General features: G+C 61.0%; 25 protein-coding genes. 7 read left to right on the top strand and 18 right to left on the bottom strand.

Going from position 1 to position 26,983, the window contains the following annotated elements; all coding sequences use genetic code 11:
- Positions 1-104 precede the first annotated feature (104 nt).
- The gene (locus HX821_RS10035; protein ID WP_008438223.1) at positions 105-1,730 is read left to right on the top strand and encodes a glucan biosynthesis protein D; all 1,626 of its coding nucleotides are present in this window, start codon (positions 105-107) and stop codon (positions 1,728-1,730) included.
- Positions 1,731-1,775: 45 nt separating this feature from the next.
- Here HX821_RS10035 and HX821_RS10030 read toward each other — a convergent pair whose 3' ends face one another.
- The 6 genes from HX821_RS10030 to HX821_RS10005 all read right to left on the bottom strand — a co-directional run bounded on the left by HX821_RS10030 (position 1,776) and on the right by HX821_RS10005 (position 7,068).
- Positions 1,776-1,961 carry a hypothetical protein gene (locus HX821_RS10030; protein ID WP_003209560.1) on the bottom strand — a complete coding sequence of 62 codons (186 nt, stop codon included), beginning with the start codon at positions 1,959-1,961 and terminating at the stop codon, positions 1,776-1,778.
- 197 nt (positions 1,962-2,158) lie between these two features.
- Entirely contained in the window at positions 2,159-2,695 is a 537-nt protein-coding gene (locus tag HX821_RS10025) for a GNAT family N-acetyltransferase (RefSeq protein ID WP_102605530.1), read from the bottom strand.
- Complete coding sequence (locus HX821_RS10020) at positions 2,679-3,179, bottom strand: ATP-binding protein (RefSeq protein WP_177035683.1); 501 nt, start codon at positions 3,177-3,179, stop codon at positions 2,679-2,681. Before HX821_RS10020 ends, HX821_RS10025 begins: the two co-directional genes overlap by 17 nt.
- Before the next feature lie 192 nt (positions 3,180-3,371).
- Positions 3,372-4,478, bottom strand: coding sequence for an NADH:flavin oxidoreductase/NADH oxidase (locus tag HX821_RS10015; protein ID WP_003209564.1), 1,107 nt, complete (start codon positions 4,476-4,478; stop codon positions 3,372-3,374).
- Between the two features lie 151 nt (positions 4,479-4,629).
- On the bottom strand, positions 4,630-6,339 hold the full coding sequence (gene recJ / locus HX821_RS10010) for a single-stranded-DNA-specific exonuclease RecJ (RefSeq protein ID WP_008438230.1): 1,710 nt from the start codon (positions 6,337-6,339) through the stop codon (positions 4,630-4,632).
- A gap of 186 nt (positions 6,340-6,525) precedes the next feature.
- A complete protein-coding gene (locus HX821_RS10005) occupies positions 6,526-7,068 on the bottom strand; it encodes a YaeQ family protein (RefSeq protein ID WP_003209567.1) in 543 nt (180 codons plus the stop codon).
- Between the two features lie 145 nt (positions 7,069-7,213).
- On the opposite strand from HX821_RS10005, the gene HX821_RS10000 reads away from it, so the two are divergent.
- Together HX821_RS10000 and HX821_RS09995 are read left to right on the top strand one after the other, a co-directional pair.
- The gene (locus HX821_RS10000) at positions 7,214-8,413 is read left to right on the top strand and encodes a CaiB/BaiF CoA-transferase family protein (RefSeq protein WP_003209568.1); all 1,200 of its coding nucleotides are present in this window, start codon (positions 7,214-7,216) and stop codon (positions 8,411-8,413) included.
- Positions 8,413-9,291 (top strand): TIGR02285 family protein, encoded by an 879-nt coding sequence (locus tag HX821_RS09995; protein ID WP_134325815.1) that lies wholly within the window; start codon positions 8,413-8,415, stop codon positions 9,289-9,291. Before HX821_RS10000 ends, HX821_RS09995 begins: the two co-directional genes overlap by 1 nt.
- A 171-nt stretch (positions 9,292-9,462) precedes the next feature.
- Here the strand turns inward: HX821_RS09995 and HX821_RS09990 are convergent, their stop codons facing one another.
- The gene (locus HX821_RS09990; RefSeq protein ID WP_003209570.1) at positions 9,463-9,747 is read right to left on the bottom strand and encodes a DUF3509 domain-containing protein; all 285 of its coding nucleotides are present in this window, start codon (positions 9,745-9,747) and stop codon (positions 9,463-9,465) included.
- A 302-nt stretch (positions 9,748-10,049) separates the two neighbouring features.
- On the opposite strand from HX821_RS09990, the gene HX821_RS09985 reads away from it, so the two are divergent.
- Positions 10,050-10,250, top strand: a complete 201-nt coding sequence (locus tag HX821_RS09985) for a hypothetical protein (RefSeq protein ID WP_003209572.1) — start codon at positions 10,050-10,052, stop codon at positions 10,248-10,250.
- 150 nt (positions 10,251-10,400) lie between these two features.
- Positions 10,401-11,054: a response regulator transcription factor gene (locus HX821_RS09980; RefSeq protein WP_003209573.1), complete on the top strand. Its 654-nt coding sequence runs from the start codon at positions 10,401-10,403 to the stop codon at positions 11,052-11,054.
- Here HX821_RS09980 and HX821_RS09975 read toward each other — a convergent pair.
- From HX821_RS09975 to ffh, 11 genes are all read right to left on the bottom strand, one after another.
- Positions 11,023-12,267 (bottom strand): EAL domain-containing protein, encoded by a 1,245-nt coding sequence (locus HX821_RS09975; RefSeq protein ID WP_102605533.1) that lies wholly within the window; start codon positions 12,265-12,267, stop codon positions 11,023-11,025. The genes HX821_RS09980 and HX821_RS09975 overlap by 32 nt on opposite strands.
- 73 nt (positions 12,268-12,340) lie before the next feature.
- Positions 12,341-15,922: a transporter substrate-binding domain-containing protein gene (locus tag HX821_RS09970; protein ID WP_177035682.1), complete on the bottom strand. Its 3,582-nt coding sequence runs from the start codon at positions 15,920-15,922 to the stop codon at positions 12,341-12,343.
- Positions 15,923-16,031: 109 nt separating this feature from the next.
- Positions 16,032-17,441, bottom strand: coding sequence for a threonine synthase (gene thrC, locus HX821_RS09965; RefSeq protein ID WP_003209579.1), 1,410 nt, complete (start codon positions 17,439-17,441; stop codon positions 16,032-16,034).
- A gap of 67 nt (positions 17,442-17,508) precedes the next feature.
- Positions 17,509-18,813, bottom strand: coding sequence for a homoserine dehydrogenase (locus HX821_RS09960; RefSeq protein WP_003209580.1), 1,305 nt, complete (start codon positions 18,811-18,813; stop codon positions 17,509-17,511).
- 126 nt (positions 18,814-18,939) lie between these two features.
- Complete coding sequence (gene dsbC, locus HX821_RS09955) at positions 18,940-19,671, bottom strand: bifunctional protein-disulfide isomerase/oxidoreductase DsbC (RefSeq protein WP_003209582.1); 732 nt, start codon at positions 19,669-19,671, stop codon at positions 18,940-18,942.
- A gap of 154 nt (positions 19,672-19,825) precedes the next feature.
- Positions 19,826-20,722: a site-specific tyrosine recombinase XerD gene (xerD, locus tag HX821_RS09950; protein WP_003209584.1), complete on the bottom strand. Its 897-nt coding sequence runs from the start codon at positions 20,720-20,722 to the stop codon at positions 19,826-19,828.
- A gap of 362 nt (positions 20,723-21,084) precedes the next feature.
- Entirely contained in the window at positions 21,085-21,435 is a 351-nt protein-coding gene (rplS, locus tag HX821_RS09945; RefSeq protein ID WP_003175895.1) for a 50S ribosomal protein L19, read from the bottom strand.
- A 45-nt stretch (positions 21,436-21,480) separates the two neighbouring features.
- Positions 21,481-22,191, bottom strand: coding sequence for a tRNA (guanosine(37)-N1)-methyltransferase TrmD (gene trmD / locus HX821_RS09940; protein WP_256344226.1), 711 nt, complete (start codon positions 22,189-22,191; stop codon positions 21,481-21,483).
- A gap of 43 nt (positions 22,192-22,234) precedes the next feature.
- Positions 22,235-22,771, bottom strand: a complete 537-nt coding sequence (gene rimM / locus HX821_RS09935) for a ribosome maturation factor RimM (protein WP_003175898.1) — start codon at positions 22,769-22,771, stop codon at positions 22,235-22,237.
- Positions 22,772-22,776: 5 nt separating this feature from the next.
- Positions 22,777-23,028, bottom strand: coding sequence for a 30S ribosomal protein S16 (rpsP, locus tag HX821_RS09930; RefSeq protein WP_003209587.1), 252 nt, complete (start codon positions 23,026-23,028; stop codon positions 22,777-22,779).
- A 250-nt stretch (positions 23,029-23,278) separates the two neighbouring features.
- Positions 23,279-24,655 (bottom strand): signal recognition particle protein, encoded by a 1,377-nt coding sequence (gene ffh, locus HX821_RS09925; protein WP_003209589.1) that lies wholly within the window; start codon positions 24,653-24,655, stop codon positions 23,279-23,281.
- Between the two features lie 234 nt (positions 24,656-24,889).
- Here ffh and HX821_RS09920 point away from each other — a divergent pair, with 234 nt between their 5' ends.
- Together HX821_RS09920 and HX821_RS09915 are read left to right on the top strand one after the other, a co-directional pair.
- Positions 24,890-25,702 (top strand): inner membrane protein YpjD, encoded by an 813-nt coding sequence (locus HX821_RS09920; RefSeq protein WP_010176828.1) that lies wholly within the window; start codon positions 24,890-24,892, stop codon positions 25,700-25,702.
- Positions 25,703-25,714: 12 nt separating this feature from the next.
- Entirely contained in the window at positions 25,715-26,953 is a 1,239-nt protein-coding gene (locus tag HX821_RS09915; protein ID WP_008438241.1) for a transporter associated domain-containing protein, read from the top strand.
- The last annotated feature ends 30 nt before the right edge of the window (positions 26,954-26,983 follow it).

Here is a 26,983-nt window from a genome sequence, read left to right as displayed (position 1 = left end):
CTGTTTAATGTCCGTTGCGTTTGGCCGAAGGCATGTCCGAACCGTTTTCCTTGATCCAGCACGTGCCAGGAACGGCGCGGGATTGTTCACGACAGGTTGTATTTATGCACCGCAGGAATTTGCTCAAAGCGTCCATGGCCATCGCGGCTTACACCGGTCTGTCGGCCAGTGGCCTGCTGGCCGCCCAGGCCTGGGCGGGCAACCGCGCCGCTGATGGCGAGGCCCAGGCCTTCGATTTCGAGGCCCTGAAGATCCAGGCCAAGCAGTTGGCAAGCAATCGCTACCAGGACACCAAGCAGGTATTGCCGCCGACCCTGGCGACCATGACCCCGCAGAATTTCAACGCCATCGGCTACGACGGCAAGCATTCGCTGTGGAAAGAATTGAACGGCCAGTTGGACGTGCAGTTCTTCCACGTCGGCATGGGCTTCAAGACGCCGGTGCGCATGTACAGCGTCGACCCGAAAACCCGCCAGGCCCGCGAGGTGCACTTCCGCCCTTCGCTGTTCAACTATGAAAAAACCACGGTAGACACCAAGCAGTTGACCGGCGACCTGGGTTTCTCCGGCTTCAAGCTGTTCAAGGCCCCGGAACTGGACCGCCACGACGTGCTGTCCTTCCTCGGCGCCAGCTACTTCCGTGCGGTGGATTCCACCGGCCAGTACGGCCTTTCCGCACGCGGCCTGGCCATCGACACCTACGCGAAAAAGCGCGAGGAATTCCCGGACTTCACCAAGTTCTGGTTCGAAACCCCGGACAAGGACAGCACCCGCTTCGTGGTCTACGCCCTGCTGGATTCGCCGAGCGCCACTGGTGCCTATCGCTTCGATATCGACTGCCAGGCCAACCAGGTGGTAATGGCCATCGACGCCCATATCAATGCGCGTACCGCCATCGAGCAACTGGGCATCGCACCGATGACCAGCATGTTCAGCTGCGGCACCGTTGAGCGGCGGATGTGCGACACCATTCACCCGCAAATCCACGACTCGGATCGCCTGGCCATGTGGCGCGGCAATGGCGAGTGGATCTGCCGCCCGCTGAACAACCCGGCTACCCTGCAATTCAACGCGTTTGCCGACACCGACCCGAAAGGCTTCGGCCTGGTGCAGACCGATCATGAGTTCGCCAGCTATCAGGACACGGTGGACTGGTACAGCAAACGCCCAAGCCTGTGGGTAGAACCTACTACTGCGTGGGGTGAAGGCTCTATCGATCTGCTGGAAATTCCTACAACCGGCGAGACCCTGGACAACATCGTGGCCTTCTGGACCCCGAAGAAGCCCGTCGCTGCCGGCGAATCCCTGAACTACGGCTACAAGCTCTACTGGAGCGCCCTGCCGCCGGTCAGCACGCCACTGGCGCAGGTCAATGCCACCCGTTCGGGCATGGGCGGTTTCACCGAAGGTTGGGCGCCGGGCGAGCACTACCCCGATGTCTGGGCGCGGCGTTTTGCCGTGGACTTCAACGGCGGCGGGCTGGATCGTTTGCCTGAAGGCACCGGGATCGAGCCGGTGGTGACCTGCTCCCATGGTGAGGTCAAAGACTTCAGCGTGTTGGTACTGGATGCCATCAAGGGCTATCGAATTCTGTTTGACTGGTACCCGACCAGCGACAGCGTCGAGCCGGTTGAACTGCGGCTGTTCATCCGCACCCAGGACCGCACTTTGAGCGAAACCTGGCTGTACCAATACTTCCCACCTGCACCAGACAAGCGCAAGTACACCTGATACCGAACGTTCCCACGCTCGCGTGGGAACGCCCCTTCGGGATCTTCAGAACCGCGAAATACTCTTCATCGCCCCGATCAAGTACCGCATCGCCACCTGATCACTCTCGGTCAGGGCGCGGTACTGTTCCAGCAATTGCTCTTCGTCCGAACTCAGGCGTCGGCTGCGCAGCGACATCCTGCGGGCCAGAAAAGACGACAACACCCCCGCTACACCATAAGACTTGGCCATGGACTGTCTCCTCGTATCAATCAACTGCTCCTGGTTGCCCATAACCCCATCCCGCGATGCGACCTGCGAGGATCAACAAGCTGATTTCCTGGGCCAGAAATCATGCTTACCTTAAGCGTAGAAACTATCTTGCAGGGCGTGGGACTTTTTTAGAGTAATCACTTAAAAAAATGCTTGCAGGGCAATGACCTACAGCGTTATCCCACAAGCGGCCGGTACAGGTGGATGTCGTGCGGCTCCTGTTGAAACAGCTCGGGATCCGGCTGCTTGAGCAACCGGCAGCCGAGCCGCAGATAGAACTCCACCGTATTGCGCGATTCCGTGGCCGATACGTACAACGCCTCGGCCCCGGCTGCGCGGGCGTGTTCACAGGCCAGGGCAAACAGCTGGCCACCCAGGCCCAGGCCACGGGCCCCATGGCTCACATGCAGGAATTTGAGCTGGCGCATACGCAGGCCCTGGTTGAGGATAACCCGGTTGTCCACTACCACGGCCGCCAGCAGCTTTGCATCGTCAAACACACCGTGCAGCCACCCGCCGCGCTTCAGGCACGCCTGCAAGGCCACGGCATCCTGCTCGGCTTCGCCTTCGGGCCAGCCGCGCATGTCGTGGTGCTCGGGGTACAGCAGCAACTCCCCGTGCTCCACGCGATAGCACGCCTCGATCCTTTCGGTACGGTCAATCAGCGCCAGCAACGGCAGGTCCTTTTCGGTCAGGTCACGCTTGATCAACATGCTGTGCTTCCAAGGGTTGATGGTGAACAAGGTTGAAGCCTTCCGCAGGTGTCGGTGCTTCGAAATAGCCGGTGATCAAGTCGAACTGGGCGTCACTGGTTTCGAACGCGTGGGTACCCTCCGCGTTGCGCGCACGCAGGCGTGCCTTGCAGACCTCGTCCGGTACGTCCAGGTAATGCAATTGGTGGTCAGCGCCTGCGCCTTCGAACAGTGAGCGCATCCAGCGGCGACTGGCCAACGTGTTCGCCGGAAAATCCAGCACCACCGACAGGCCGGCCCCGAGCAACGCGATGATATGCGCCGTCAACGCATCACGCAGGTGGCCGGTGCAGCGCACGTAGTCGCCCAGGGCGTGAATTTGTCCGGGGTAGAGGCGTGACAGCCACTCATCCTCACTGATCAGGATCGCCTGGGAGCCCTGCGACAACTGTTGGGTCAGGGTCGATTTACCGGATGCGATTTTGCCGCAGATCAGGTGCAACATGAGCTTCTCCTTGGGTCGCAGGGCTTGGCCGGTGATCGGCGGGCAATAAAAAACCCGCCGGATCAAGGGCGGGTTTTTCATGCTTTTCCAGCACGCGTCAGCCCACCCTCTCCTGGAGGGTGGGAATAATCGAGGCGTTCAGTAATAGAGTCATAGTTTCGACATTAGCTTCAGGCGTTTTCCTACGCAAGGTTAATCCCGCAAATCCGACTCATGAATCGGCTGGTCGCGATGCGTAGCCCGCTGATACTGCGCCGGCCAGGTGGCTTTGCGCCCACCCAGGTCATCGTCGGCATGCAGTGGCCAGTACGGGTCACGCAACAGTTCACGGGCGAGGAAAATGATATCGGCCTGGCAGGTGCGCAAGATGTGCTCGGCCTGGGCGGGCTCGGTAATCATGCCCACGGTGCCGGTGGCGATTCCCGACTCTTTGCGCACACGCTCGGCAAAGCGGGTCTGGTAGCCGGGCCCGGTAGGAATTTCCGCATTGGCCGCGGTGCCACCCGAGGAGACGTCGATCAGGTCGACGCCCAGGTCTTTCAGGCGGCGCGCCAGTTCGACGGTTTCATCCGGGTTCCAGCCGTCCTCGACCCAATCGGTGGCCGAGACCCGCACAAACAGCGGCAGCTCCTGCGGCCAGGCCTCACGCACCGCCGTGGTCACTTGCAGCACCAGGCGGATGCGGTTTTCGAACGAGCCGCCGTACTGGTCCTGGCGCTGGTTGCTCAGGGGCGAAAGAAATTGATGCAACAGGTAGCCATGGGCGGCATGGATTTCCGCCACTTTGAAACCGGCGGTCAACGCGCGCTTGGCGGCAGCGACGAAGTCAGCGATCACTTGCTGGATCTGCCCTTCATCGAGTTGCTTGGGGGAAGTGTGCTGCGGATCGAAGGCAATCGGCGAGGGGCCCACCGGCACCCAGCCGCCATCTTCCGGCTTGACGCTGCCGTGCTTGCCGATCCATGGCCGGTGCGTGCTGGCTTTGCGCCCGGCGTGGGCCAGTTGAATGCCCGCCACCGCGCCCTGGGCATTGATAAAGCGCGTGATGCGTTGCAGCGGTTCGATCTGTTCGTCGTTCCACAGGCCCAGGTCCTGGGCGGTGATGCGGCCATCGGCAGTCACGGCGGTGGCTTCGGTAAAGATCAGCCCGGCGCCACCGACGGCACGGCTGCCGAGGTGCACCAGGTGCCAGTCATTGGCCAGGCCATCGACGCTGGAATACTGGCACATTGGTGACACGGCGATGCGGTTGAGCAGGGTCAGTTGGCGCAGGGTATAGGGTTCAAGCAGCAGACTCATGGGGCACCTCTTTTATGCAGTGGGCAGGCTCCAGGGTTCTGTTTGAAAGGTCGACGAAAAACCCGTCCCCGGCGGGCTGAAATAAGACAAGGTCACAAGACCGATCACACAGTGCTTAGAGACTAGTCGACAACAGAGGATTGCACAGGGTTCAGCGCGGCTCGATATGCGCGATCATCAGTTGCACGGTTTCCTGGCCACGGAACTCGTTCACGTCGAGCTTGTAGGCCAGTTCCACCCAGCGAATGGTGGGGTTGGGCCAGATCTCGCGGTCGATGCCGAAAGCAATGCCATCGAGCTTCACCGATCCACACTCGCTCTTGAGCACCACCTTCAGATGGCGCTCGCCGACGACGCGCTGCTCCACCAGTTGGAACACCCCGTGAAACAACGGCTCTGGGAAATGCTGGCCCCACGGCCCGGCGTTGCGCAGGGCGCGGGCCAGTTCCAGGTGAAACTCTTCAACCGCGAGGGTGCCGTCGGACAGCAGCCGGCCCGTCAGGTCTTCTTCGCGCAGTTGCCGACGCACTTCGGCGTCAAAGGCCTCGGCGAACAGTGGGAAGTTGGCCTCGGGCAAGGTAAGACCTGCCGCCATGGCGTGGCCGCCGTACTTGGCGATCAGCGTTGGGTGCTGGCTGGCCACCACGGCCAGCGCGTCACGAATATGAAAACCCGGCACGGAGCGCCCGGAGCCCTTGAGCAGGCCGTCACCGGCGTCGGCAAAGGCGATGGTCGGGCGGAAGTAACGCTCTTTCATGCGCGAGGCAAGGATGCCGATCACGCCCTGGTGCCATTCCGGGTCGAACAGGCACAAGCCATACGGCATCGACTCCACCGGCAAGTCCTTGAGCTGGGCCAGGGCCTCGCGCTGCATGCCTTGTTCGATGGACTTGCGGTCCTGGTTCATGCCGTCCAGTTGCGCGGCCATTTCCCGGGCGGCGGCGAAATCCGAGGTGAGCAGGCACTCGATACCCAGGCTCATGTCATCCAGGCGCCCGGCGGCGTTCAGGCGCGGGCCGAGGATAAAACCAAGGTCGGTGGAGGTGATGCGGGCGTGATCGCGCTTGGCCACTTCGAGGATCGCCTTGATCCCCGGCCGGGCACGACCGGCGCGAATGCGTTCCAGGCCCTGGTAGACCAGGATGCGATTGTTGGCGTCCAGCGGGACCACGTCGGCCACGCTGCCCAAGGCCACCAGGTCCAGCAGTTCGCCGATATTCGGCTGCGGCTTGTTCTCGTACCAACCCAAACTGCGCAAGCGCGCACGCAGGGCCATCAGCACGTAGAAGATCACGCCCACACCGGCCAGGGCCTTGCTGGGGAATTCACAGCCCGGCTGGTTCGGGTTGACGATGGCGTCGGCTGCGGGCAGTTCGTCGCCCGGCAAGTGGTGGTCGGTAACCAGCACCTTGAGCCCCGCCGCTTTCGCGGCCGCCACGCCTTCGACGCTGGAGATACCGTTGTCCACGGTGATCAGCAGCTGTGGCTGGCGCTGCAGGGCCACGGCGACGATTTCCGGGGTCAGGCCGTAGCCGTATTCGAAACGGTTGGGCACCAGGTAGTCGACATGGGCGGCGCCCAACAAGCGCAGGCCCAGGGTGCCCACGGTGCTGGCGGTGGCGCCGTCGGCGTCGAAGTCACCCACGATCAGGATCCGCTGGCGCTGCTCCAGGGCCGTCACCAGCAAGTCCACCGCGGCATCGATGCCCTTGAGCTGCTGATACGGGATCAGCCGCGCCAGGCTTTTATCCAGCTCGGCTTCCGATTGCACCCCGCGTGCGGCGTAGAGACGGGTCAACAACGGTGGCAATTCACCGAGGAATGGCAGGACGGCGGGCAACGGGCGAGGATCGATACGCATGGGGTGACGGAAGCTTCTCTTTAATGTTGAAAATTAGCGGTGATCCCTTGCAGGAGCTGTCGAGCCCCAGCGAGGCTGCGATGGGATCACCTCGGTGTACCTGTCAGACCGCAGCGCCTGCATCGCAGCCTCGCTGAAGCTCGACAGCTCCCACACTCGACCAGCGTCCAATCAGTTATCGACGTTTCAGCCGCGCTCGCCAGCCAGCCATTCCAGCTGGACTTCGTGCTGCCCACGGTCATCGGTCACGAAGATCGTGCCTTCGCTGATCATCACGTCCCACTTGATCACCCGGGGCATGTCCTTGGCCAGCACTTCCAGGATTTCCTGGGGTACGGCGGCGATGCTCACGTTTTTCAGGTTCTTCGCCACCGGCACCACTTTGCCTTCCCAGACGCGCAAGCTGCCATAGGCCAGCAAGGTGGTGCGTTCGGTACGACGGGAACACCAGGTCAGACGGTCCGCATCCGGCTGGCCGACTTCGATCCAGTGCAGGACGCGATCATCCAGGCTTTTTTCCCACAGCGCCGGCTCGTCTACATCTGACAGGCCACGACCGAAAGACAGCTGCTCGTTGTAGAAAAGCGCGTAGGCCAGCAAACGCACGGTCATGCGCTCTTCGGTTTCCGAAGGGTGGCGGGCGATGGTCTGCTTGACGCTCTCGTACACCGAACGGTCAAGGTCGGTGAGGTTGAGTTCAAACTTGTAGGTCGTGGACGGCTGGGCCATGAACGGACTTCTAGAGACAGGGAAAGGCGGCAAGTCTAACCGATGGCGAGGTGATTCAACGAATACTGCGCTGCATCATCCTTATCACTGCGCCACTCGCCTATGTTAAAAGGCTCACATCCCTGCCCTGCCCGAAAGGTTCCTCATGTCGTTTACCGCCAAACCACTTGCCGGCCTGAAAGTCATCGAACTCGGCACCTTGATCGCCGGCCCGTTTGCGTCGCGCATCTGCGCCGAGTTCGGCGCCGAGGTGATCAAGGTCGAATCCCCGGATGGCGGCGACCCGCTGCGCAAGTGGCGCAAGCTGTATGAAGGCACCTCGCTGTGGTGGTTTGTGCAGGCGCGCAACAAGAAATCCCTGACCCTGAACCTGAAACACCCGGACGGCCTGGCGATCCTCAAGCAACTGTTGGCGGATGCCGACATTTTGATTGAGAACTTTCGCCCTGGCGTGCTGGAAAAGCTCGGCCTGAGCTGGGAAACCTTGCACGCCCTGAACCCGAAACTGGTGATGGTACGCCTCTCGGGCTTTGGCCAGACCGGGCCGATGAAGGACCAGCCAGGGTTTGGCGCGGTGGGCGAATCCATGGGGGGCCTGCGTTACATCACCGGTTTCGAGGACCGCCCGCCGGTGCGCACCGGGATTTCCATCGGGGACTCGATCGCGGCGTTGTGGGCCGTGATCGGGGCGCTGATGGCCCTGCGTCATCGTGAAGTGAATGGCGGGCTCGGCCAGGTGGTGGATGTGGCGCTGTATGAAGCGATCTTCGCGATGATGGAGAGCATGATCCCGGAGTTCGACGTGTTCGGCTTTATCCGCGAGCGCACCGGCAACATCATGCCCGGCATCACGCCCTCCTCGATCCACACCAGCAAAGATGGCAAGCATGTGCAGATCGGCGCCAATGGCGACGCGATCTTCAAGCGCTTCATGTCAGCCATTGGTCGCGACGACCTGGCCAACGACCCGGCACTGGCCAGCAACGATGGCCGCGACAGCCGGCGCGATGAGTTGTACGGGGTGATTGATCGCTGGGTCAACTCGCTGCCGCTTGAGCAAGTGGTGGAACAGTTGAACAAGGCCGAAGTGCCCGCCAGCCGTATCTACAGCGCGCAAGACATGCTGGGAGACCCGCAATTTCTCGCCCGCGAGATGTTCCTCAAGGCGCAGCTCCCAGGCGGCAAGGACTTCAAGATGCCCGGCATCGTGCCCAAACTGTCGGACACACCGGGCAGTTGTGAGTGGGTCGGACCGCAGTTGGGCGAGCATAACAGCGTGGTGCTCGCTGAATTGGGCTACGACGCGGCCGCCGTTGCCCGCCTGCGTGAGAACGGCGCGATCTGATGGGCCGGCGCTTCATCATTCGACTCTGCCTCCTGGGTTCACTGCTCGGGACTTGGCCACTGTCGAGCCAGGCCCAGGAAACCCTGACCTGGCTGTTGCGTGACCTGCCGCCAGTGACGATTTTCGAAGGCCCGCAAAAAGGCCAGGGCGCCCTCGACCAACTGCTGCCGATACTCGCCGAACACATGCCGGAGTATCGACATCAGATCCTCCACGTGAACCGCGCGCGCGGCATGCAGATGCTCCGCGACCCCGGCACGCTTACCTGCGACCCGTCCCTGCTGTGGACGGCGGAGCGCGCTAAAACCATCGTGTTTTCCGCCCAGGCCTTCGCGGCCGTGAGCAACGGGGTGACGATCCGCCAGGGTCAGCGGGCGCTGCTGGCGCCGTTTGTGGTGGATGGACTGTTCGACCTGGAGGCATTTTTGAATGCACGGGATGCGCGCCTTGGCATCATCGCCGAACGCAGCTACGGCGCCATCATCGATGAAGCGCTGAAGCACACCAGTGCTCACAAACTGGCGCCACATTACGGCAATGACGCCCTCGGCAGCCTGCTGCAGATGCAACGAAAGGGGCGGCTGGAAGCGGTGCTGGGTTACTGGACAGAAGTGCGCTACCAGGCGCTGCAACAAGGCATTGATCCACAAGAGCTGATCTTCTACCCCATCAAAGGCACCCCGCCCTATCAACTGACCCGGATTGCCTGCACGGATAACGCCTCAGGCCGCACGGCTATCGAGCGGATCAATCAGGTGCTGCGCGAGATCCCGCAGGAGCAACTGCGACAGTCCTACGCCTCATGGCTCGACCCGGTCATGCGTGAGCAATACCTGCAAGACCACCCGACGTTTTTCCAGGATGCCCCGAGCCCATGACAAATCGCAGGCAAAAAGAAACCCCGAGCAGTGGGGAGACAACTCGGGGTTAATAAGGGCCTAAAAAGACCAGTAACAACGAGCCACAAGCACCGGAGCACAATGCTTGATCTCGCTGTTACAAAATCTGACTCACCTTGCCGTAGGAAGGTTCCCAACAAAAATAAATCTTCATGCGCAGGCAATCGGCCGCGTCAGGGCCGCATTGCGCAGCGCCGCCATGACCGAGGGTTCCAGGCGTCCTTCGGCAATCATCAAGTCGCGGTGCAAACAGTCCACCACATCCACCAATGCACGCTTGTCGGTCAATTGTGCCTGGTCGACTTCTCGTTCGACCACGATGGCACCGGCCGGATTCTTTACGGTCACCAGGCATTCGCCCTGCACACCCGAGGTGGTCAGCGTGACCTGATAAGGGCTCAGTGCTTCACCGAGCAATAGGCTGATACTTTCCATCTCGATCACCACTCAATAGTTCGGAAACAATCGTGTAAACGGGAGCTGCATCTATCCTAAGTGACTATTTGCGTCGTAGGAAAGTTCGCTTTTTCGTCTTTCAAGGGTTGCCGGGGGATGACGTGTCCAGCATGCGCTTGCAACATGACAAGCAAAAAACGGCAGCACATAACTGCTTACTCAATGAGTTGCCGTTTTGGCGCTGATGCCGAGGGTGAATCCTATACTCGGTGAGTGCTGATCATGCCGGCACATCGATAAACAGCGCATACCAAAAGGCCCCGTTGCGAAGGACGAAGACCATGCTGGAACACGAAAAAGAGCAGGCAATACTAGAGAAGATTCACGCCGACATATCCAGAATTTATGCCGAGCAACGCAAGCTAAACGCAGAATCCCACAAGATAACCCGAGAGAATTTCTGGTATCCCGTTGGTATCGCCATCGGCTTCTTCACGGCTGTCGGAACCGTAATGGCAGTGGCTCAGAAACTACTCGCCTAAACGATCACTCCGACCGGGCCTGCCAGAAACGAAAAACGCCGCTGCCCCACGGACGGGGACGCGGCGTTTTTTACACCTTTGTAAACCGCACCTTCAGACCCTCTCCTGCGTTAACAGGCTAGAATCCCCGAATTACCCCGGGAGCCTGTATTGAACGAAACGTCTGACAAGCCATTGCGCATCGTCCTCGCCGACGACCACCCGATTTTCCTCATCGGTCTGCGGGCAGTCCTGGAACGTGACGAGAGGCTAACCATCGTCGGTGAAGCCAACTCACCCCAGGCCCTTGGCGAACTGCTGCAACGTTGTGCCTGCGACATTCTGGTGACCGACTTCATGATGCCCGCCGAGCCCCAGGCCGACGGCTTGCGCCTGATCGAACAACTGCGCCGGCATCACCCGGGCCTGCCCATCGTGGTGGTGACCATGCTGAACAACGCCGGCCTGTTCCACGCCATCCTGGAGTTGGGTGTCATGGGCCTGCTGAGCAAGGCCAGTCTCGCAGACGAATTGCCTGAAGCAATCCGTCAGGTGCGCCAGCAGCGACGTTATGTGGCCCAGACCATCAGTCAGTCACTGAACCTGGCAGGCGTCGAGCGTGTGCACTCCCAGGATCAACTATCACCCCGTGAACTGGAAGTCATCCGCCTGCTGGCCGGCGGCCTGACGGTAGGCGAGATCGCCGCGAATCTTCATCGCAGCAAGCAAACCGTCAGTGCACAAAAGGTCAGCGCCATGCGCAAGCTGGGCCTGAGCAACGACGCCGCGCTGTTTATCTATGTGCAGGAACACGGGCTGGCCTAGCCTGAAACGCGATCCACTGCTTGAGCGCCTCGGCGTCCATGGGGCCGGCGATAAAGCAGCCTTGCAACCACGCAGCCCCCAGTTCACTCACCGCGTGATAGTCGGCGGCGCTTTCAACCCCGGTCACCACCACACCCACACCCAGTCGCCTCGCCATGCTCATGGCGCCGGCAACCACTGCCGCCTTGCGATCGTCCCTGGCCATGCCGCTGGCAAACGCCGGCGGGATCTTCAATTCGCTGAAGGGCAATTCCAGCAAGCGTTGCAGGCTGGTGCCGCCCACGCCGAAATCACCGATGGACAGCTTGCACCCCATCATCCGCAAACGCAGCAAGCCGGTGACGTGGGCGCTGTCGGTGTTCAGGCGCGAGGTTTCCACCAGTTCCAGGGTCAGGCCACGGGCGGGCACGCCGTGAAGTTGCAGCAAGCCTTGCAGCACTTGGGGAAAGTGCGGACGCTCCAGCATCCGCCCCGGGATATTCACCGCCACCGGCAGCACCTGCCCGGTTTCGCGCATGACGTGTGCCGCCTGGCCCAGCGCTTGTTCCAGCACGTGCCAGGTAAACGCCTCTTCCATTCCGGCAAACTCCAGCACCGGCAGAAACGCGTCAGGCAACAGCAACTCGCCGTCAGGAAGCTGCCAGCGGGCCAGCGCTTCAACACCTTGCAACGCGCCCGCCTGGCTGACAATGGGCTGATACCAGACCGCGCCGCAGCGGGCGATAGCGGCCTGGCTCAGATCCGCCGAAGGCGGCAACTGCTCGGATTCGCTCAAGTCCAGCAGCTGGCGCACCCGCTCCCAGGACACCACCGGCGGCCCGGGCCGCAAGCGCTCCCGGCACGCCTCGAGGACTTTCCCGATCAGCGTTGCCGACGCCGGCTTGGGCAGGCAGCCGAGCACGTTGAGCCCCAACTGTCGGGCCATGTGCGCCACGCCTTCCAGCACATCCGGCTCGGCGTTGCTCAGCAGGATCAACACCTGAGCCTGGCGGCGCTCGGCCATTTCCCGAATCAGCTCAAGGCCATCACCCTGCTCCAGGTACAGATCGCAAATCGCGATGTCCACCGCGCCCTTGCTCTCCAGTGACTGGCGAGCGGCGTCGACCGTTTCGGCCGTGCGTACATTGAATACGCCGTTGGCGTTGAGCATCTGATGCAGGGCCATCAGTTGGAACGGGTTATCTTCGAGGATCAGGACGTTGAGGGAGCGCATGAAAAACGTTACCGGGGAGAAGCGAGGGTGCACAGACTAATAAAAACCCCGCGCCTTCCCCATAGGACATGTCTTATTCGGACGGGTCCAGATAAGCCTCAAGCTCGACCTGAAATTCGATCAATGCTTCGCGCAGCGCTAACCAATGCATTTCAATCTCAGCGTTGCGCTGCTCCCGAATACACCCTTCCAGCGCCACACAGGCCTTGGCCAGCGGCAACGCATCCACCAGGCAGCATATGCCCTTCAGGCGGTGCAGCGAGGCGGCCAGCCGGACCTGGTCGTGGTCCGCCATGGCGGAGGCCATCAGGCTATGCTCCTGCTCAAGGCTCCTCGCCAGCTCCTGCAGCATCCGCTGCAAAATCGGTCCGTCGGCCTGGGTCATGGTGCGCAGGGTCTGGATGCTGAAAGAGCGTGCAGGCACAACGCGGGCGAGCACACGCGTCCAGTGCTCAAGGGTCACGGGCTTGACCAGCAGTTCATCCATTCCCGCCTCCCGGCAGCGCTGCTGTTCGTCATCCTGGGCATTCGCCGTGCACCCCACCAGCGCCAGGCGTGGCCGTTGCTCCTGGGCTTCAAGCCGGCGGATGGCCTCACTCAAGGCGTAGCCGGACATGCCCGGCATATTGCAATCGGTGACCAGGACGTCAAACACCTCATGGTGCCAACGCTGCAAGGCCGCTTCGGCCGAGTCGACGGCCACTACTTGATGACCCAGGAACTGCAACTGCTGAACCAGCACCAGCCGATTGGCCGGCAGGTCATCCACCACCAACACCGACAGGTTGCGGCCGGCGACCAGCAGCGGTACACCGGCAGATGCCGGCACGTCGTCACTGATGACCCGATCCAGGTACAGGTCGATGCACACCACCGTGCCCTCTCCCACCACGCTGCTCAGGGTGATGCTGCCTCCCATCAATTCCACCAGTTGCTGGCAGATGCTCAAGCCCAGTCCTGTGCCGCCGTGCTCGGCAGCCGTCCGCGCGCTGACCTGGATAAACGGCTTGAACACTCGCGCCTGCTGCTCGACGCCAATGCCCGGCCCGCTGTCCTCCACACACAGGTGCAAATATTCGGCCCCCGCCGGGTCAAGCTTGCGCGCAACACTGACCCGAACCTCGCCGCGCGAGGTGAACTTGAGCGCGTTGCCCAACAGGTTATGGATAACCTGACGCAGGCGCAGCGGGTCGAACCAGTAATACCCTTGCGCGCTCGGGTCGAATGCCAGGGTCAGGTGAAGGCCCTTTTTCTGCGCCATGGGTTCGAACAAGCGCTGTATGCCCTCGAAGAAACCTTTCAAGTCAGTGGCCTGCGGCGCCAGTTGCAGATGACCGGCTTCAATCTTGGCCAGGTCGAGGCTGTCACCCATCAGGGCAATCAACTCACGCGCCGAGCGATGGGCCACTCGAAGGGCTTCAGACACTGTCTTGCCTTCAGCCTGGGCACGCTCCTGCTCCAGCTCAAGCAGACCGATAATGGCGGTCATCGGCGTGCGAATCTCGTGGCTCAGGGTCGAGAGAAACGCGCTTTTTGCGTAGTTCGCTTCGTCAGCGGCCTGCCGCGCATCCATCAGCTGGAGCTCCAGGACCTTGCGCTCGTTGATATCGACCCAGCCACCGAGCAAACCCTGGAGCTGGCCCTTGGCGTCGAAGAACGGCACCGTCCACTGATACACATGAAACGCCCCGCCATTGAACTCCAGCTGCCGGTCGACGAACAGCGACTGCTGGCTCGCCAATTGCTCCATGTGGCCGGCATGCAGGCGCGCGGCCGTAGCGTCAGGCATCAGCCCGCTTTCCATCAGCGTCAGGCCCTGGATCTGCTCGCGCCGGGTGTTCAACTGTTGTTCATAGCTGGTGTTGCAGGTCACCAGGCGTCCTTCCAGATCACGCACGAATACCGGGTTGGGCATGCCGTCCAGCAGCGCGCGCTTGAACGCCAACTGGTCGTTGAGCCGCTGCTCGGCCTGGAGGCGCTGGCGAATCTGGCGCTTGAGCCGGCTGTTCCAGGCCAGGGACACCAGCACAAACAGCAGCGCCATGGCGACCGTCCAGTAGGCCCATGGCGGCACCCGCTGCCAGGCCGGCACCGGGACGGGTACGCTACCCAGCCAACGCAAACGCAGGGCGCTCAATTCCGCGACCGGCAGCGCTTCCAGCGCCTTGTTCAAAATGCTCAGCAGTTCCGGTTGATCCTTGCGCACCGACAGGCTGTTGGCCGACCACTTGCCCTCGACACTGCGGCCGATGCGCAACTCATCGGCCGGGTAACTCTGTACTTCCACTTCACTCTGGATAGTCGCCGCCGCGCGACCCTGCGTTACCAGCTCACGGGCCTGGACGTAGTTATCCACCGATTGCAGCTTGATCCCGGGGTGCTCGCGACGAATATATCCCTCCAGGACATGGCGTGCCGGCAGCGCCAGCACCTTGCCTGAAAGCTCGCTCAAACTGGCCACTGGCGGTGCGTCAGCGCGCTGGATAAACACCCAGCCTGAGCCCCCGACCCCATGGCTGAAATCGAGAAAGGCCTTGCGCTCCTGATTCTCGGCCAGGGTGGTGTTCATGTCCGCCCTGCCCGTTTCCAGCAACCCCAGGGTCTGTGCCGTGGAAGACACTTCCTCCATCACGAACTGCAGGCCGGTCATGCGTGAAATGCGGTTGAGCAAGTCCACATTCAGCCCCACCCACTGGCCGTCCTTGTCCTTGAATACATAGGGAGACAGTTGCTGGGACGCCACCACCACATGCGGATGCTGAAGTACCCAGGCCCGCTCCGGGGCCGACAAGGCGATGCGCTCGGCGGCAATGCCCACCCCCAGTCCGGTGGTCCAGCGCGCAAGGATCTCCCGCCGCACAGACTCATCAATACTCGCCAGCGCCCGGTCCATCAGCGTCCCCAACAACGGGTCGGCCTCCCGCGTGGCAAAGGCAAAGCCGATGGGCGCCAGCCGGCTTTCCACCTTGATCTGCAAGCCCAGGTAGGGCCGTAGCGATTTATAGGCGCGCACGATCACTTCGTTGCCGATAAACGCATCGGCATCACCTTGCTTCAGCGCTTCGAGGCCACTGTAGAGATTCGGTGCCAGCATGATGTGGCTGCCGGGATACGCCTGATGGACGTTCTTGACGTTGGCGTAACCGTCCAGCAACACCAGCTTCTTGTCCTTGAGGTCCTCGTTCTGGGTGCTGTCATCCCGGCGCACGACCACCACCGAGCGGTCCGGCATGTAGTCTTCGGTAAAGCGCAACCCCGACACATCACGCTCGTAACCGTTGGCACTGGTGAGAATATCGATGGCGCCGCTCCGCAGGGCCTCCACCGCCTGCGCCCGCTCGGCAAAACCCAGGACTTGCATCGGTGCATGCAGACGCGCGCCGATCAGGCTCAGGTAATCGGCGCTGATGCCCTGGTAGCGATTGCGGTCGCGGGTGATATCGATCGGCTGATAGTCATCAATCGAAATGCCCACTCTCAGTGGCCGATGGGCCGCCAGCCATTGCTGCTCGCTGACCGTCAGGGGCATGGGCTCCAGGGCAATGAACGCCGGCACCAGCTTGAACGGCAGGCTGACAGCCGCGAGGCTTGCCGAACCATGGCCAAGCAGCAGCACACATGCCAGCCACGCGTGTGCTCGGGTCGATAAATACACCGGTTGGGTTTCCTTGATTATTCTTGTTGGTCGCCGCGCAAGTATGGCTCGCCAGAATGAAAAAGCCCGTCACGAAGACGGGCTTGATCCACCACGCAAAGCCGTTGGCTCAGAGTGGCTTGCCGCGATTGCCATGCTGGCTGACAAACGCCTGTACCGCTTTCAGGTCATTGGCCAATACCGTGCAACGCTCTTCACGCTCAAACAGGTCGGTGAGGTGCGGCGGCAATTCCAGCGCCTTGCCAACCCCGGCCTTCTCTACCGCTTCCGGGAATTTGACCGGGTGCGCGGTGCCGAGAATCACCATCGGGATGTCCAGGCTGCGGCGGCATTCACGCGCGGCCTTGACACCAATGGCGGTGTGCGGGTCCAGCAGCTCGCCGGTCTGGGCGTAGACTTCGGCGATGGTCTCGCAGGTTTCTGCGTCGTCCACCGCCAGGGAGTCGAACAGCTTGCGGGTTTCGGTCCAGCGCTCCTGCTCGACGCTGAAACCGCCACCTTGCTTGAAGCTGTCCATCAGGCCGGCCAGGGCAGCACCGTTGCGACCGTGCATGTCGAACAGCAGGCGTTCGAAGTTCGACGAGACCATGATGTCCATCGACGGCGACAGTGTGGCGTGCAGGGTTTCCTTGACGTACTGGTTGCCGCTCATGAAGCGGTGCAGGATGTCGTTGCGGTTGGTGGCGACGATCAGCTGGTTGATCGGCAGGCCCATGTTGCGTGCCAGGTAACCGGCGAAGATGTCGCCGAAGTTGCCGGTTGGCACCGAGAACGACACCGAACGCGCCGGGCCGCCCAACTGCAGGGAAGCATGGAAGTAGTAGACGATCTGGGCCATGATCCGCGCCCAGTTGATCGAGTTCACCGCTACCAGGCGGGTGCCCTTGAGGAAGCTCTGGTCGGCGAAGCTGGCCTTGACCATTTCCTGGCAGTCATCGAAGTTGCCTTCGATGGCGATGTTGTGGATGTTCTCGCCGAAGATCGTGGTCATCTGCCGACGCTGCACTTCCGACACGCGGTTGTGCGGGTGCAGGATGAAGATGTCGACGTTTTCGCAGTGCTTGCAGCCTTCGATCGCCGCCGAGCCGGTATCACCGGAAGTAGCGCCGATGATCACCACGCGCTCACCGCGTTTTTCCAACACATAGTCCAGCAGGCGACCCAGCAGTTGCAGGGCGAAATCCTTGAACGCCAGGGTCGGGCCGTGGAACAGCTCCAGGACCCATTCGTTGCCGTTCAGTTGGCGCAACGGGGCAATGGCGCTGTGGGAAAACACGCCGTAGGTTTCTTCCAGGATCTTCTTGAAATCCGCATCCGGGATGCTGCCGGTGACGAACGGGCGCATGACCCGGAACGCCAGCTCGTGGTACGGCAGGCCGGCCCACGAAGCGATTTCTTCCTGGGTGAAGCGTGGCAGGTTTTCCGGCACGTACAGGCCGCCGTCAGTGGCCAGACCGGCCAGCAGAACGTCTTCGAAATTCAGGGCCGGTGCCTGGCCGCGGGTGCTGATATAACGCATGACTGGCTCCTCTAGAGCATGCTTGAACAAGGGCCGCCGAACGCGTGGGGCCCTTGCCGCAAAACGATTAGTTCAGGTGTTCGACGCGAATCCGCACCACCGGCCCAACCACGCCCTGCAACGCTTCAAGCGCGGCGATGGCGTCGTTGATGTGCTGCTCCAGCACACGGTGAGTCAGCAGGATCATGGGCACCAGGCCGTCCTGTTCTTCGACTTCCTTCTGCATGATCGATTCAATATTGATGCCGCGCTCCGACAGGATGCTGGCCACCTGGGCGAGCACGCCCGGATGATCCTTGGCCTGGATGCGCAGGTAGTAGGCACTTTCGCAGGCTTCGATCGGCAGGATCGGGTGGGCCGACAGCGAATCCGGCTGGAAGGCCAGGTGCGGTACGCGGTTTTCCGGGTCGCTGGTCATGGCACGCACCACGTCCACCAGGTCGGCGATCACAGACGAAGCGGTCGGCTCCATGCCGGCGCCGGCGCCGTAGAACAGGGTGGAACCGGCAGCGTCACCGTTGACCATCACGGCGTTCATCACGCCATTGACGTTGGCGATCAGGCGGTCGGCCGGGATCAGTGTCGGGTGCACACGCAGCTCGATACCGGCCGGGGTGCTGCGCGCCACACCGAGGTGCTTGATGCGGTAGCCCAGGGCTTCGGCATAGTTCACGTCGGCGGTGGTCAGCTTGGTGATGCCTTCGGTGTAGGCCTTGTCGAACTGCAGCGGGATACCAAAGGCGATGGACGCCAGGATGGTCAGCTTGTGGGCAGCGTCGATGCCTTCCACGTCGAAGGTCGGATCGGCTTCGGCGTAACCCAGGGCCTGGGCTTCGGCCAGCACGTCTTCGAAGGTACGGCCCTTCTCGCGCATTTCGGTGAGGATGAAGTTACCGGTGCCGTTGATGATGCCGGCCACCCAGTTGATACGGTTGGCGGACAGGCCTTCACGGATCGCCTTGATCACCGGGATACCACCGGCCACGGCGGCTTCGAATGCCACGATCACGCCCTTCTCGCGGGCCTTGGCGAAGATTTCGTTACCGTGCACGGCAATCAGCGCCTTGTTGGCAGTGACCACATGCTTGCCGTTTTCGATGGCCTTGAGCACCAGCTCGCGGGCCACGGTGTAGCCGCCTACCAGCTCGATGACGATATCGATTTCAGGGTTGGTGGCGACTTCGAAGACATCGTTGGTAATCGCAATACCGGTCGTTTGGAACTGAGGCTTTGGCGTACGCGTGGCAATTTGTGCCACTTCAATCCCACGCCCTGCACGGCGGGAAATTTCTTCAGCGTTACGCTGAAGTACGTTGAAGGTGCCGCCACCGACGGTCCCTAACCCACAGATGCCTACTTTGACCGGTTTCACTGAAGAACTCCCCATGAAACGGCCGACTCAAGGTCGGCCGTGAAAACAGCCGCACAACTGCGGCTCTCTATTAATGACCCGCCGAACTGTCGGCGGATCATGATCGTCAAGGCTCGACGATAATGCTTACTTTGCGTTCAGTGCCAGTTTGGCAACTTGCGGCGCAGGCTGGTAGCCCGGAATCACCTGGCCGTCAGCCAAAACGATGGCCGGCGTACCGTTCACACCAATCGACTGGCCGAGGGCGAACTGCTTGGAAACCGGGTTGGCGCACTTGGCGGCCTTGATTTCCTTGCCATCGACCATCTTGTCCATGGCCGCTTTCTTGTCGGCCGAACACCAGACGGCTTGCAACTGCTCGTCACCCGGCGAACCCAGGCCCTGGCGCGGGAACGCCACGTAGCGCACTTCAACGCCGAGCTTGTTCAGCTCAGGCACTTCGGCATGCAGCTTGTGGCAGTACGGGCAGGTGGTGTCGGTGAACACGGTGATGTGAGTCTTGGTTTCGCCGATGGCCGGGTAAACCACGGTTTCAGCCACCGGAATACCGTTGATCAGCTTGGACACGCCCAGGCGCTCGGCTTTCTCGGTGAGGTTCACCGGCTTGCCGTCTTTGAGCTGGAACAGGTAGCCCTGGACGATGTACTGGCCATCGGCACTGGCGTACAGCACGCGGCTGCCCTTGAGCTTGACTTCGTACAGGCCGGCCATTGGGCTGGCGTTGATGCTTTCAATCGGGGTGTCGAGCTGGAGGGCTTCCAGGCTCTTGCGGATTGTCTTCTCTGCGGCGTCGTCGGCGACGGCAAAGGTTGAGACCAACGCAATGGCTGCGATGGCAAAAATCTGGGTCAAGCGCATGGGAACTCCTGAAGGCAGATGCAGGGACGGGAGCAGGAACACCGATCTTCAAACACGGGTTTGGGCCGTCCCCTTTGCGAACCGGCAAAGCCTACCACAGTTGGGCCGCAGGGCAGCCAGTCGCGGGGAAATTGGGCTTTTTCCGAAGTGTTTTTCATCCACGGGGATGGTGCTTGGCGTGCATCTCCTGCAAACGTGCCCGCGCCACGTGGGTGTAGATCTGGGTGGTGGATAAGTCGCTGTGGCCCAGGAGCATTTGAACCACGCGCAAATCCGCGCCGTGGTTGAGCAAATGCGTGGCGAACGCGTGACGCAGGGTGTGGGGCGACAGCGACTTGCCGATGCCGGCAACCTTGGCCTGGTGCTTGATGCGATGCCAGAAGGTCTGGCGGGTCATCTGTTCGCCGCGCTGGCTGGGAAACAGCACATCGCTGGGCCGACCGTTGAGCAATTCGGCTCGGGCGTCGCGCATGTAGCGTTCGATCCACACGATCGCCTCTTCACCCATGGGCACCAGGCGCTCCTTGCTGCCCTTGCCCATTACGCGCAATACGCCCTGGCGCAGGTTGACCTGTTCCAGGGTCAGGCTGATCAACTCGGTGACGCGCAGGCCGCAGGCATACAGCACTTCCAGCATGGCACGGTCGCGCTGGCCGATGGCTTCGCTCAGGTCGGGAGCTGCGAGCAGGGCTTCGACGTCGGCTTCCGACAGGGATTTGGGCAGTGGCCGGCCCAACTGTGGCATGTCGATTTGCAGGGTTGGGTCGACAGCGATCAGCTTTTCCCGCAGCAGGTAGCGATAGAAGCCACGCACGCCTGAGAGAAAACGCGCAGTAGAGCGAGGCTTGTAGTTTTGCTCCAGGCGCCAGGCCAGGTGGTCGAGAATCAGCTCGCGACCGGCGTCGAGCAGCTCGAGGTTTTTCTCCTGCAGCCAGCCATTGAACAACGCGAGGTCGCTGCGGTAAGCCTGGCGGGTGTTGTCCGACAGGCCTTTTTCCAGCCAAAGGGCGTCGAGGAAGCGGTCTATCTGCGGGTGGTCGATGGCGGACATGAGGGCTCAAGCAGGGAAAATGGCGATGTCGGGTAGATCCTATCGCAGCACGGGCCGCTACACATCAATGAAAGCGGGCAAATAATCTGTGGCAAGGGAGCTTGCTCCCGCTGGGGCGCGAAGCGGCCCTGATTGACCATTGAGGTCCAACAGAGAGACTTCTATTGCCGGTTTCAGGGCCGCTGCGCAGCCCAACGGGAGCAAGCTCCCTCGCCACAAAAGCGGAAAACGGCTTTAAGGTCAGTGCGACGCTGAATTTCTTCGAGGCGGGGAGTCATGAATAGATACCGGGGAAATGGACAAATTTCAGGCAACAAAAAAGCAGCCCGTAGGCTGCTTTTTTCTGCATCGGGAAGCTGGACTTAAGCCAGTTTTTCCTTGATGCGAGCTGCTTTACCGGACAGGTCACGCAGGTAGTACAGCTTGGCTTTACGTACGTCACCGCGACGTTTAACGGCCATGCTGTCGATTTGCGGGCTGTAGGTCTGGAAAGTACGCTCTACGCCAACACCGTTGGAGATTTTACGAACAGTGAAAGCACTGTTCACACCACGGTTACGCTTGGCAATTACCACGCCTTCGAACGCTTGCAGACGCGAACGGTCGCCTTCCTTCACTTTCACCTGAACGACAATGGTGTCGCCCGGGGCAAAGGTAGGGATCTCTTTGGTCATCTGCTCTGCTTCGAGTGCAAGGATGATTTTGTTAGTCATGCTGTGCTCCTAAGGTAAGTCGTCGGACCTACCATCGATACGTTGTTAACTATCGTCCCGCGCGAGGATGTATTCCTCGAGCAGCTTCTTCTCTTCTCCAGAAAGCGAGCGGCTTTCCAGAAGATCGGCGCGTCGTTCATAGGTCCGCCCGAGGGACTGCTGTAAACGCCAACGCCGGATGTGTGCGTGATTGCCACTTAGCAATACGTCGGGAACACGCTGATCCGCATACACCTCCGGTCGGGTGTAGTGCGGGCAATCCAGCAAACCATCCGTGAAGGAATCTTCCTCCGCGGAGTCCGCATGCCCTAAAGCTCCAGGCAGCAGTCGTGTAACCGCATCTATCAGGACCATCGCCGGCAGCTCGCCGCCAGACAGGACATAGTCCCCAATCGACCACTCTTCATCGACATGAGCTTCAATAAACCGCTCGTCAATGCCTTCATAGCGACCGGCAATCAGGATTAATGCTTCCAGATTCGCCAACTCGCGTACCGCCGACTGATTCAGCTGACGGCCTTGAGGGGACAGGTAAATTACCTTCGCCTTCTCCCCGGCGGCTGCCTTGGCCTGAACCAACGCATCTTCCAGGGGCTTGATCTTCATCACCATGCCCGGGCCACCGCCAAATGGGCGATCGTCCACAGTGTGATGTCGATCCGTCGTGTAGTCTCGCGGGTTCCAACAGGTGAGCTGCAAGAGCCCCTGTTTCACCGCCCGACTGGTGATGCCGTACTCGCTGATGGCGGAAAACATCTCGGGAAACAAACTGATCACTTCAACGCGCAGGTTAGCCACGTTAGAAGTCCGCGTCCCATTCCACCTTCATCTCGCCCGCTGCCAGGTCGACGGCCAACACGCATTGCTCGGTATAGGGCAACAGGCGTTCGCGATCATCCAGGCTGCCAGCGCAAGGCTTGACCACCATTACATCATTGGCGCCGGTTTCCAGAAGATGATCGATTTTCCCGAGCAATTGCCCGAGTTGATCAATAACCTTCAGACCTTCCAGCTGGTACCAGTAGTACTCGCCGTCGGTCAATTCAGGGAACAGGTTGCGCGGCACGCAGATCTCATAACCGGCCAGAAGACGAGCTTCTTCACGATCATCAAGACCCTTGAGCTTTGCGACCAGGAACTTATCGCTCCCGCGTCCACTGACCAGCTCTACCTGTTTCACACTACCTTCGCGCTTGAGCGTCCAGGTCTTGTACTGCAACAGGTTTTCAGTCGGATCAGTAAAGGAATACACCTTCACTTCGCCGCGAACGCCATGAACAGAATAAATCTTGCCGATAACGATCAAATCATCAGCTACCGCTGGCGTCGCGTTCATATTGCTCAGGCCGCAGCCTTAGATGCATCCTTCAACAACTGAGCAACGCGCTCAGAAGGTTGTGCACCAACGCTCAGCCAGTAGGCTACGCGCTCTTGGTTCACGGACAGACGGACTTCTTGACCACGAGCGATCGGGTTGAAGAAGCCAACTTGTTCCTTGTGAGAGCCGTCACGTGGGTTGCGGCTGTCAGTTACGGTCAAGTGGTAAAACGGGCGCTTTTTGGAGCCGCCAAGGGCAAGACGGATTGTTAGCATGTGAACATCGTTCCTGTAGTCGGTGCTGCAAATCTAAATGCACAGCGGGCATAGGTGCCCGAAAGGCCGCATATTCTAAGGAATATCCGGACTTTTGCAAATGTCTTTTTCTGGCGCCTATCAGCGTGCCATTCAGATCTGCTATAGAGCCGTCGGTTAAAACGGCAAGTCAGCTCCCGCCAATGGCGGGTTTGCTGGAGATCCCGCATCCCTGCGGGTCGGAGCAGAAGCGAACTTCTGCTCGAATTCTTTACATTTTCGGCATGCCGCCGCCGGGCAACATACCGCCCATGCCGCGCATCATCTTGGCCATCCCGCCTTTTGCGGAGAATTTCTTCATCATCTTCTGCATCTGCTTGTGCTGCTTGATCAAGCGACCGATGTCCTGCACCTGGGTGCCGGAACCCATGGCGATCCGACGTTTGCGCGAACCGCTGATCAGCTCAGGGTCGCGGCGCTCGGCCGGGGTCATGGAATTGATGATGGCTTCCATCTGCTTGAATTGCTTCTCTGCCGCGCCCTGGGCATTGCCCATTTGCGCCAGGTTCACGCCGCCGATGTTCGGCAGCTTGTCCATCAGGCCGCCGAGGCCGCCCATGTTCTTCATCTGTTGCAACTGGTCGCGGAAGTCTTCGAGGTCGAAGCCCTTGCCCTTCTTCAGCTTTTTAGCCAGCTTGTCGGCCTTGTCCTTGTCGAGGGTCGCTTCCGCTTGCTCGATCAGGCTGAGCACGTCGCCCATGCCGAGGATACGCGAGGCGATCCGCTCAGGGTGGAACGGCTCGAGCGCTTCGCTCTTCTCGCCCATACCGATGAACTTGATCGGCTTGCCGGTAATGGCGCGTACCGACAAGGCGGCACCGCCACGGGCATCGCCGTCGACCTTGGTCAGGATCACACCGGTCAGCGGCAGTGCATCACCAAAGGCCTTGGCGGTATTGGCCGCATCCTGGCCGGTCATGGCATCGACCACGAACAGGGTTTCTACCGGGTTGATCGCGGCATGCAGCGCCTTGATCTCGCCCATCATCTCTTCGTCGATGTGCAGGCGACCGGCGGTATCGACGATGACCACGTCGATGAATTTCAGCTTGGCTTCTTTAATAGCCGCCTGGGCGATATCGACCGGCTTCTGGCTCAGGTCGGACGGGAAGAAGGTCACGCCCACTTCGCCCGCGAGCATTTCCAGCTGTTTAATAGCCGCCGGACGGTAAACGTCGGCAGACACCACCATCACCGACTTCTTCTTGCGCTCTTTAAGGAAGCGCGCCAGTTTGCCGGCGGTGGTGGTCTTGCCCGCACCTTGCAGACCGGCCATCAGCACAACGGCTGGCGGCACGGCGCTGAGGTTCAAATCTTCGTTGGCCGCGCCCATCAGGCTTTCGAGTTCGGCCTGGACGATCTTCACAAAGGCCTGGCCCGGCGTCAGGCTGCGGGACACTTCGGTGCCGACCGCGCGCTCTTTGACCGAGTTGACGAAGTCCTTCACCACCGGCAAGGCGACGTCGGCTTCCAGCAACGCCATGCGCACTTCACGCAGGGTGTCTTTAATATTGTCCTCGGTCAGCTTGGCCTTGCCGGTGACATGGCGCAGCGTCTGCGAGAGACGGTCAGTCAGATTTTCAAACATGCGCGATCCTTTCAGGCCCTATTCATCGAAATGCATTGTTAGACCGAGGTAATGGCGGCCCAGGCTGTGGTAAATCGCTATTAAAAACAGCGCTCGGCGAGCCTGCGGCGTGGGCAGGTCGCGGATTATAGCGAAGACTGTCGCCATGCACACCCGCTGTCTGGCCTGAGAGTCTTTCGTGTTACGCAGGTGTATGCCAAACTCAGCGCCTTTCGGGCCTGCTTAACAGGATTTATGCTCCCTTTGTCACCCAGTTTGCTACCCAGCCTCGCCGCCGCCATCTTGTATGCCGCTGCGACCCTCTATCAGGGCACTCGTCTGGCCCAAGGCGCCAAGGCCGACAAACGCCTGCTGGTAGGCCTTGGCGTCCTCGCCCTGCTGGCTCACGCCGCCAGCCTGTTCACGCACTTGATGACGCCGGTCGGCCTGGGCCTGGATTTCTTCAGCGCTGCCAGCCTGATTGCCGCCGCGGTGATCGCGCTGACCCTGATGGCCTGCTACCGGATCCCGGTGGAGAACCTGCTGGTGCTGTTGTTCCCGCTCGGGATGCTGACGGTGCTGCTGGCGCAATTCACACCGACCGGCACCGTGCAGGTCATTGATGAAGAGCCGGGCATCCTCGCCCACATCCTGCTGTCGATCCTCGCCTACGGCATGTTCACCATCGCGGTGTTCCAGGCCTTGCTGCTGCTGTTGCAAGACCACCAGCTCAAGCACAAGCACCCGTCCGGGCTGATCAAGAACTTCCCGCCGCTGCAAACCATGGAAAGCCTGCTGTTCGGCTTCCTCTGGGCCGGCTGGACGCTGCTGTCGCTGTCGCTGATCTCCGGCTGGCTGTTCGTCGAGAACCTGTTTGCCCAGCACCTTGTGCATAAAACCCTGCTGGCCTGCCTGGCCTGGGTGGTGTTCAGCGTGCTGCTGTGGGGCCGCAACCGTCTCGGCTGGCGCGGGCACAAGGCGATCCGCTGGACCCTGGCCGGTTTCTGCCTGCTGATGCTGGCCTATTTCGGCAGCAAGCTGGTTCGCGAATACATCCTGCATATCTGACGGGCAGCCGACATGGACAACTTGCCCTTGGGGCCGATGCTTGCGGTAGTAGCCTTGCTGGTTTTATGGTCGGCGCTGTTTACCGCCATCGAAGCCGCCCAGCAACATTTGCTGGCCCTGCGCCCCGGCACCCGCCAGGGTGACAAAGCCGCCGCCCGCCTGAACTTCCCGCGCAACAGCCTGATCCTCTGCAACACCCTGTGCCGCGCCGTGGTGGTGATTCTCTGCACCCTGCTGGCGATCTACGCCTGGGCGCAAAACGGCCCGTGGCTCGGCTGGGTGATCTCCAGCGCGGTGCTGCTGGTGCTGGCCGACTATCTGCCGCGCGCCCTGGCCACTCGCCACCCGCAAACCATCCTTGGCTTCGGCAATACCTTGCTGAGCGTGCCGCTGAAAATCCTTTATCCACTGGCCTGGCTGCTCAACGGTGTCAGCCTGTTGCTGCTGCGCCCGTTCACCCGCAAGCCCGGGCTGGTCAAGAAGAGCGACGAGCCGCAGCCGGACCAGGACGACGAGCCGGAAGCCGAAATCCCCAACACCCGCGCGCCGGGCATGCCGGGCATCCACGCCCTGGACAACATCACCGTCAACGACATCCTGGTGCCCCGCAGCGAAGTGGACGGCATCAACCTGGATGACCCGGTAGAGGAAATCATCGAGCAACTGCGGGTTTCCACCCGAACCCGGCTGCCGGTGTTCCACAGCGACATCAACCAGGTCGAGGCGGTGCTCAACACCCGGCAGATCCGCCACCTGCTGCCGGACGCCAGCCTGACCAAGGAAGCGCTGCTGGAGGCCTGTCACGAGCCCTACTTCGTCCCGGAAAGCACACCGCTGCAACTGCAATTGCTGAACTTCCACAAGCAACAGCGCCGCCTCGGCATGGTGGTGGATGAATACGGCGAAGTGCTGGGCATTGTGACCCTGGAAGACATTCTTGAAGAAATCGTCGGTGAGTTCGAAAACGAGCAGCACCTCGACAACCCGCACATCCAGCCCCAACTGGATGGCCGCTACGTGATCGACGGCGCCGCCTCGATCCGTGACTTGAACAAAACCCTCGGCTGGCACCTGCCCAGCGACGGCCCCAAGACCCTCAACGGCCTGGTGACCGAAGCGCTGGAGACCATCCCGGACTGCGCCGTGTGCCTGAAAATCGGCCGTTATCGCCTGGAAATCCTCGAGACCGAGGACAACCGCGTCGCCAAGGTACTGATCTGGCACACCAGCACGGTGCCGGTCGCCGCTTAAGCCCCTTGTTGGATCCGCAAACCCCTTCCT

The sequence above is a fragment of the Pseudomonas sp. B6001 genome (assembly GCF_013386015.1).
Lineage (GTDB): Bacteria > Pseudomonadota > Gammaproteobacteria > Pseudomonadales > Pseudomonadaceae > Aquipseudomonas.
Note: the sequence above shows the minus strand (reverse complement) of the source record. Positions and strands in the feature narration are given on the sequence as shown.

Bases quoted from the DNA above. Each gene is read 5' to 3' on its own strand.
- HX821_RS10035 (WP_008438223.1), top strand. From the start codon at position 105: ATGCACCGCAGGAATTTGCTCAAAGCGTCCATGGCCATCGCGGCTTAC.
- HX821_RS10030 (WP_003209560.1), bottom strand. From the start codon at position 1,961: ATGGCCAAGTCTTATGGTGTAGCGGGGGTGTTGTCGTCTTTTCTGGCC.
- HX821_RS10025 (WP_102605530.1), bottom strand. From the start codon at position 2,695: ATGTTGATCAAGCGTGACCTGACCGAAAAGGACCTGCCGTTGCTGGCG.
- HX821_RS10020 (WP_177035683.1), bottom strand. From the start codon at position 3,179: ATGTTGCACCTGATCTGCGGCAAAATCGCATCCGGTAAATCGACCCTG.
- HX821_RS10015 (WP_003209564.1), bottom strand. From the start codon at position 4,478: ATGAGTCTGCTGCTTGAACCCTATACCCTGCGCCAACTGACCCTGCTC.
- recJ (WP_008438230.1), bottom strand. From the start codon at position 6,339: ATGCGTATCGATCCTCGCCCGTTGCCCGCCGTCCTGCCATTCCTCGGT.
- HX821_RS10005 (WP_003209567.1), bottom strand. From the start codon at position 7,068: ATGGCCCAGCCGTCCACGACCTACAAGTTTGAACTCAACCTCACCGAC.
- HX821_RS10000 (WP_003209568.1), top strand. From the start codon at position 7,214: ATGTCGTTTACCGCCAAACCACTTGCCGGCCTGAAAGTCATCGAACTC.
- HX821_RS09995 (WP_134325815.1), top strand. From the start codon at position 8,413: ATGGGCCGGCGCTTCATCATTCGACTCTGCCTCCTGGGTTCACTGCTC.
- HX821_RS09990 (WP_003209570.1), bottom strand. From the start codon at position 9,747: ATGGAAAGTATCAGCCTATTGCTCGGTGAAGCACTGAGCCCTTATCAG.
- HX821_RS09985 (WP_003209572.1), top strand. From the start codon at position 10,050: ATGCTGGAACACGAAAAAGAGCAGGCAATACTAGAGAAGATTCACGCC.
- HX821_RS09975 (WP_102605533.1), bottom strand. From the start codon at position 12,267: ATGCGCTCCCTCAACGTCCTGATCCTCGAAGATAACCCGTTCCAACTG.
- thrC (WP_003209579.1), bottom strand. From the start codon at position 17,441: ATGCGTTATATCAGCACCCGCGGCCAGGCACCGGCCCTGAATTTCGAA.
- dsbC (WP_003209582.1), bottom strand. From the start codon at position 19,671: ATGCGCTTGACCCAGATTTTTGCCATCGCAGCCATTGCGTTGGTCTCA.
- xerD (WP_003209584.1), bottom strand. From the start codon at position 20,722: ATGTCCGCCATCGACCACCCGCAGATAGACCGCTTCCTCGACGCCCTT.
- rplS (WP_003175895.1), bottom strand. From the start codon at position 21,435: ATGACTAACAAAATCATCCTTGCACTCGAAGCAGAGCAGATGACCAAA.
- trmD (WP_256344226.1), bottom strand. From the start codon at position 22,191: ATGTTTTCCGCCATCAGCGAGTACGGCATCACCAGTCGGGCGGTGAAA.
- rimM (WP_003175898.1), bottom strand. From the start codon at position 22,771: ATGAACGCGACGCCAGCGGTAGCTGATGATTTGATCGTTATCGGCAAG.
- rpsP (WP_003209587.1), bottom strand. From the start codon at position 23,028: ATGCTAACAATCCGTCTTGCCCTTGGCGGCTCCAAAAAGCGCCCGTTT.
- ffh (WP_003209589.1), bottom strand. From the start codon at position 24,655: ATGTTTGAAAATCTGACTGACCGTCTCTCGCAGACGCTGCGCCATGTC.
- HX821_RS09920 (WP_010176828.1), top strand. From the start codon at position 24,890: ATGCTCCCTTTGTCACCCAGTTTGCTACCCAGCCTCGCCGCCGCCATC.
- HX821_RS09915 (WP_008438241.1), top strand. From the start codon at position 25,715: ATGGACAACTTGCCCTTGGGGCCGATGCTTGCGGTAGTAGCCTTGCTG.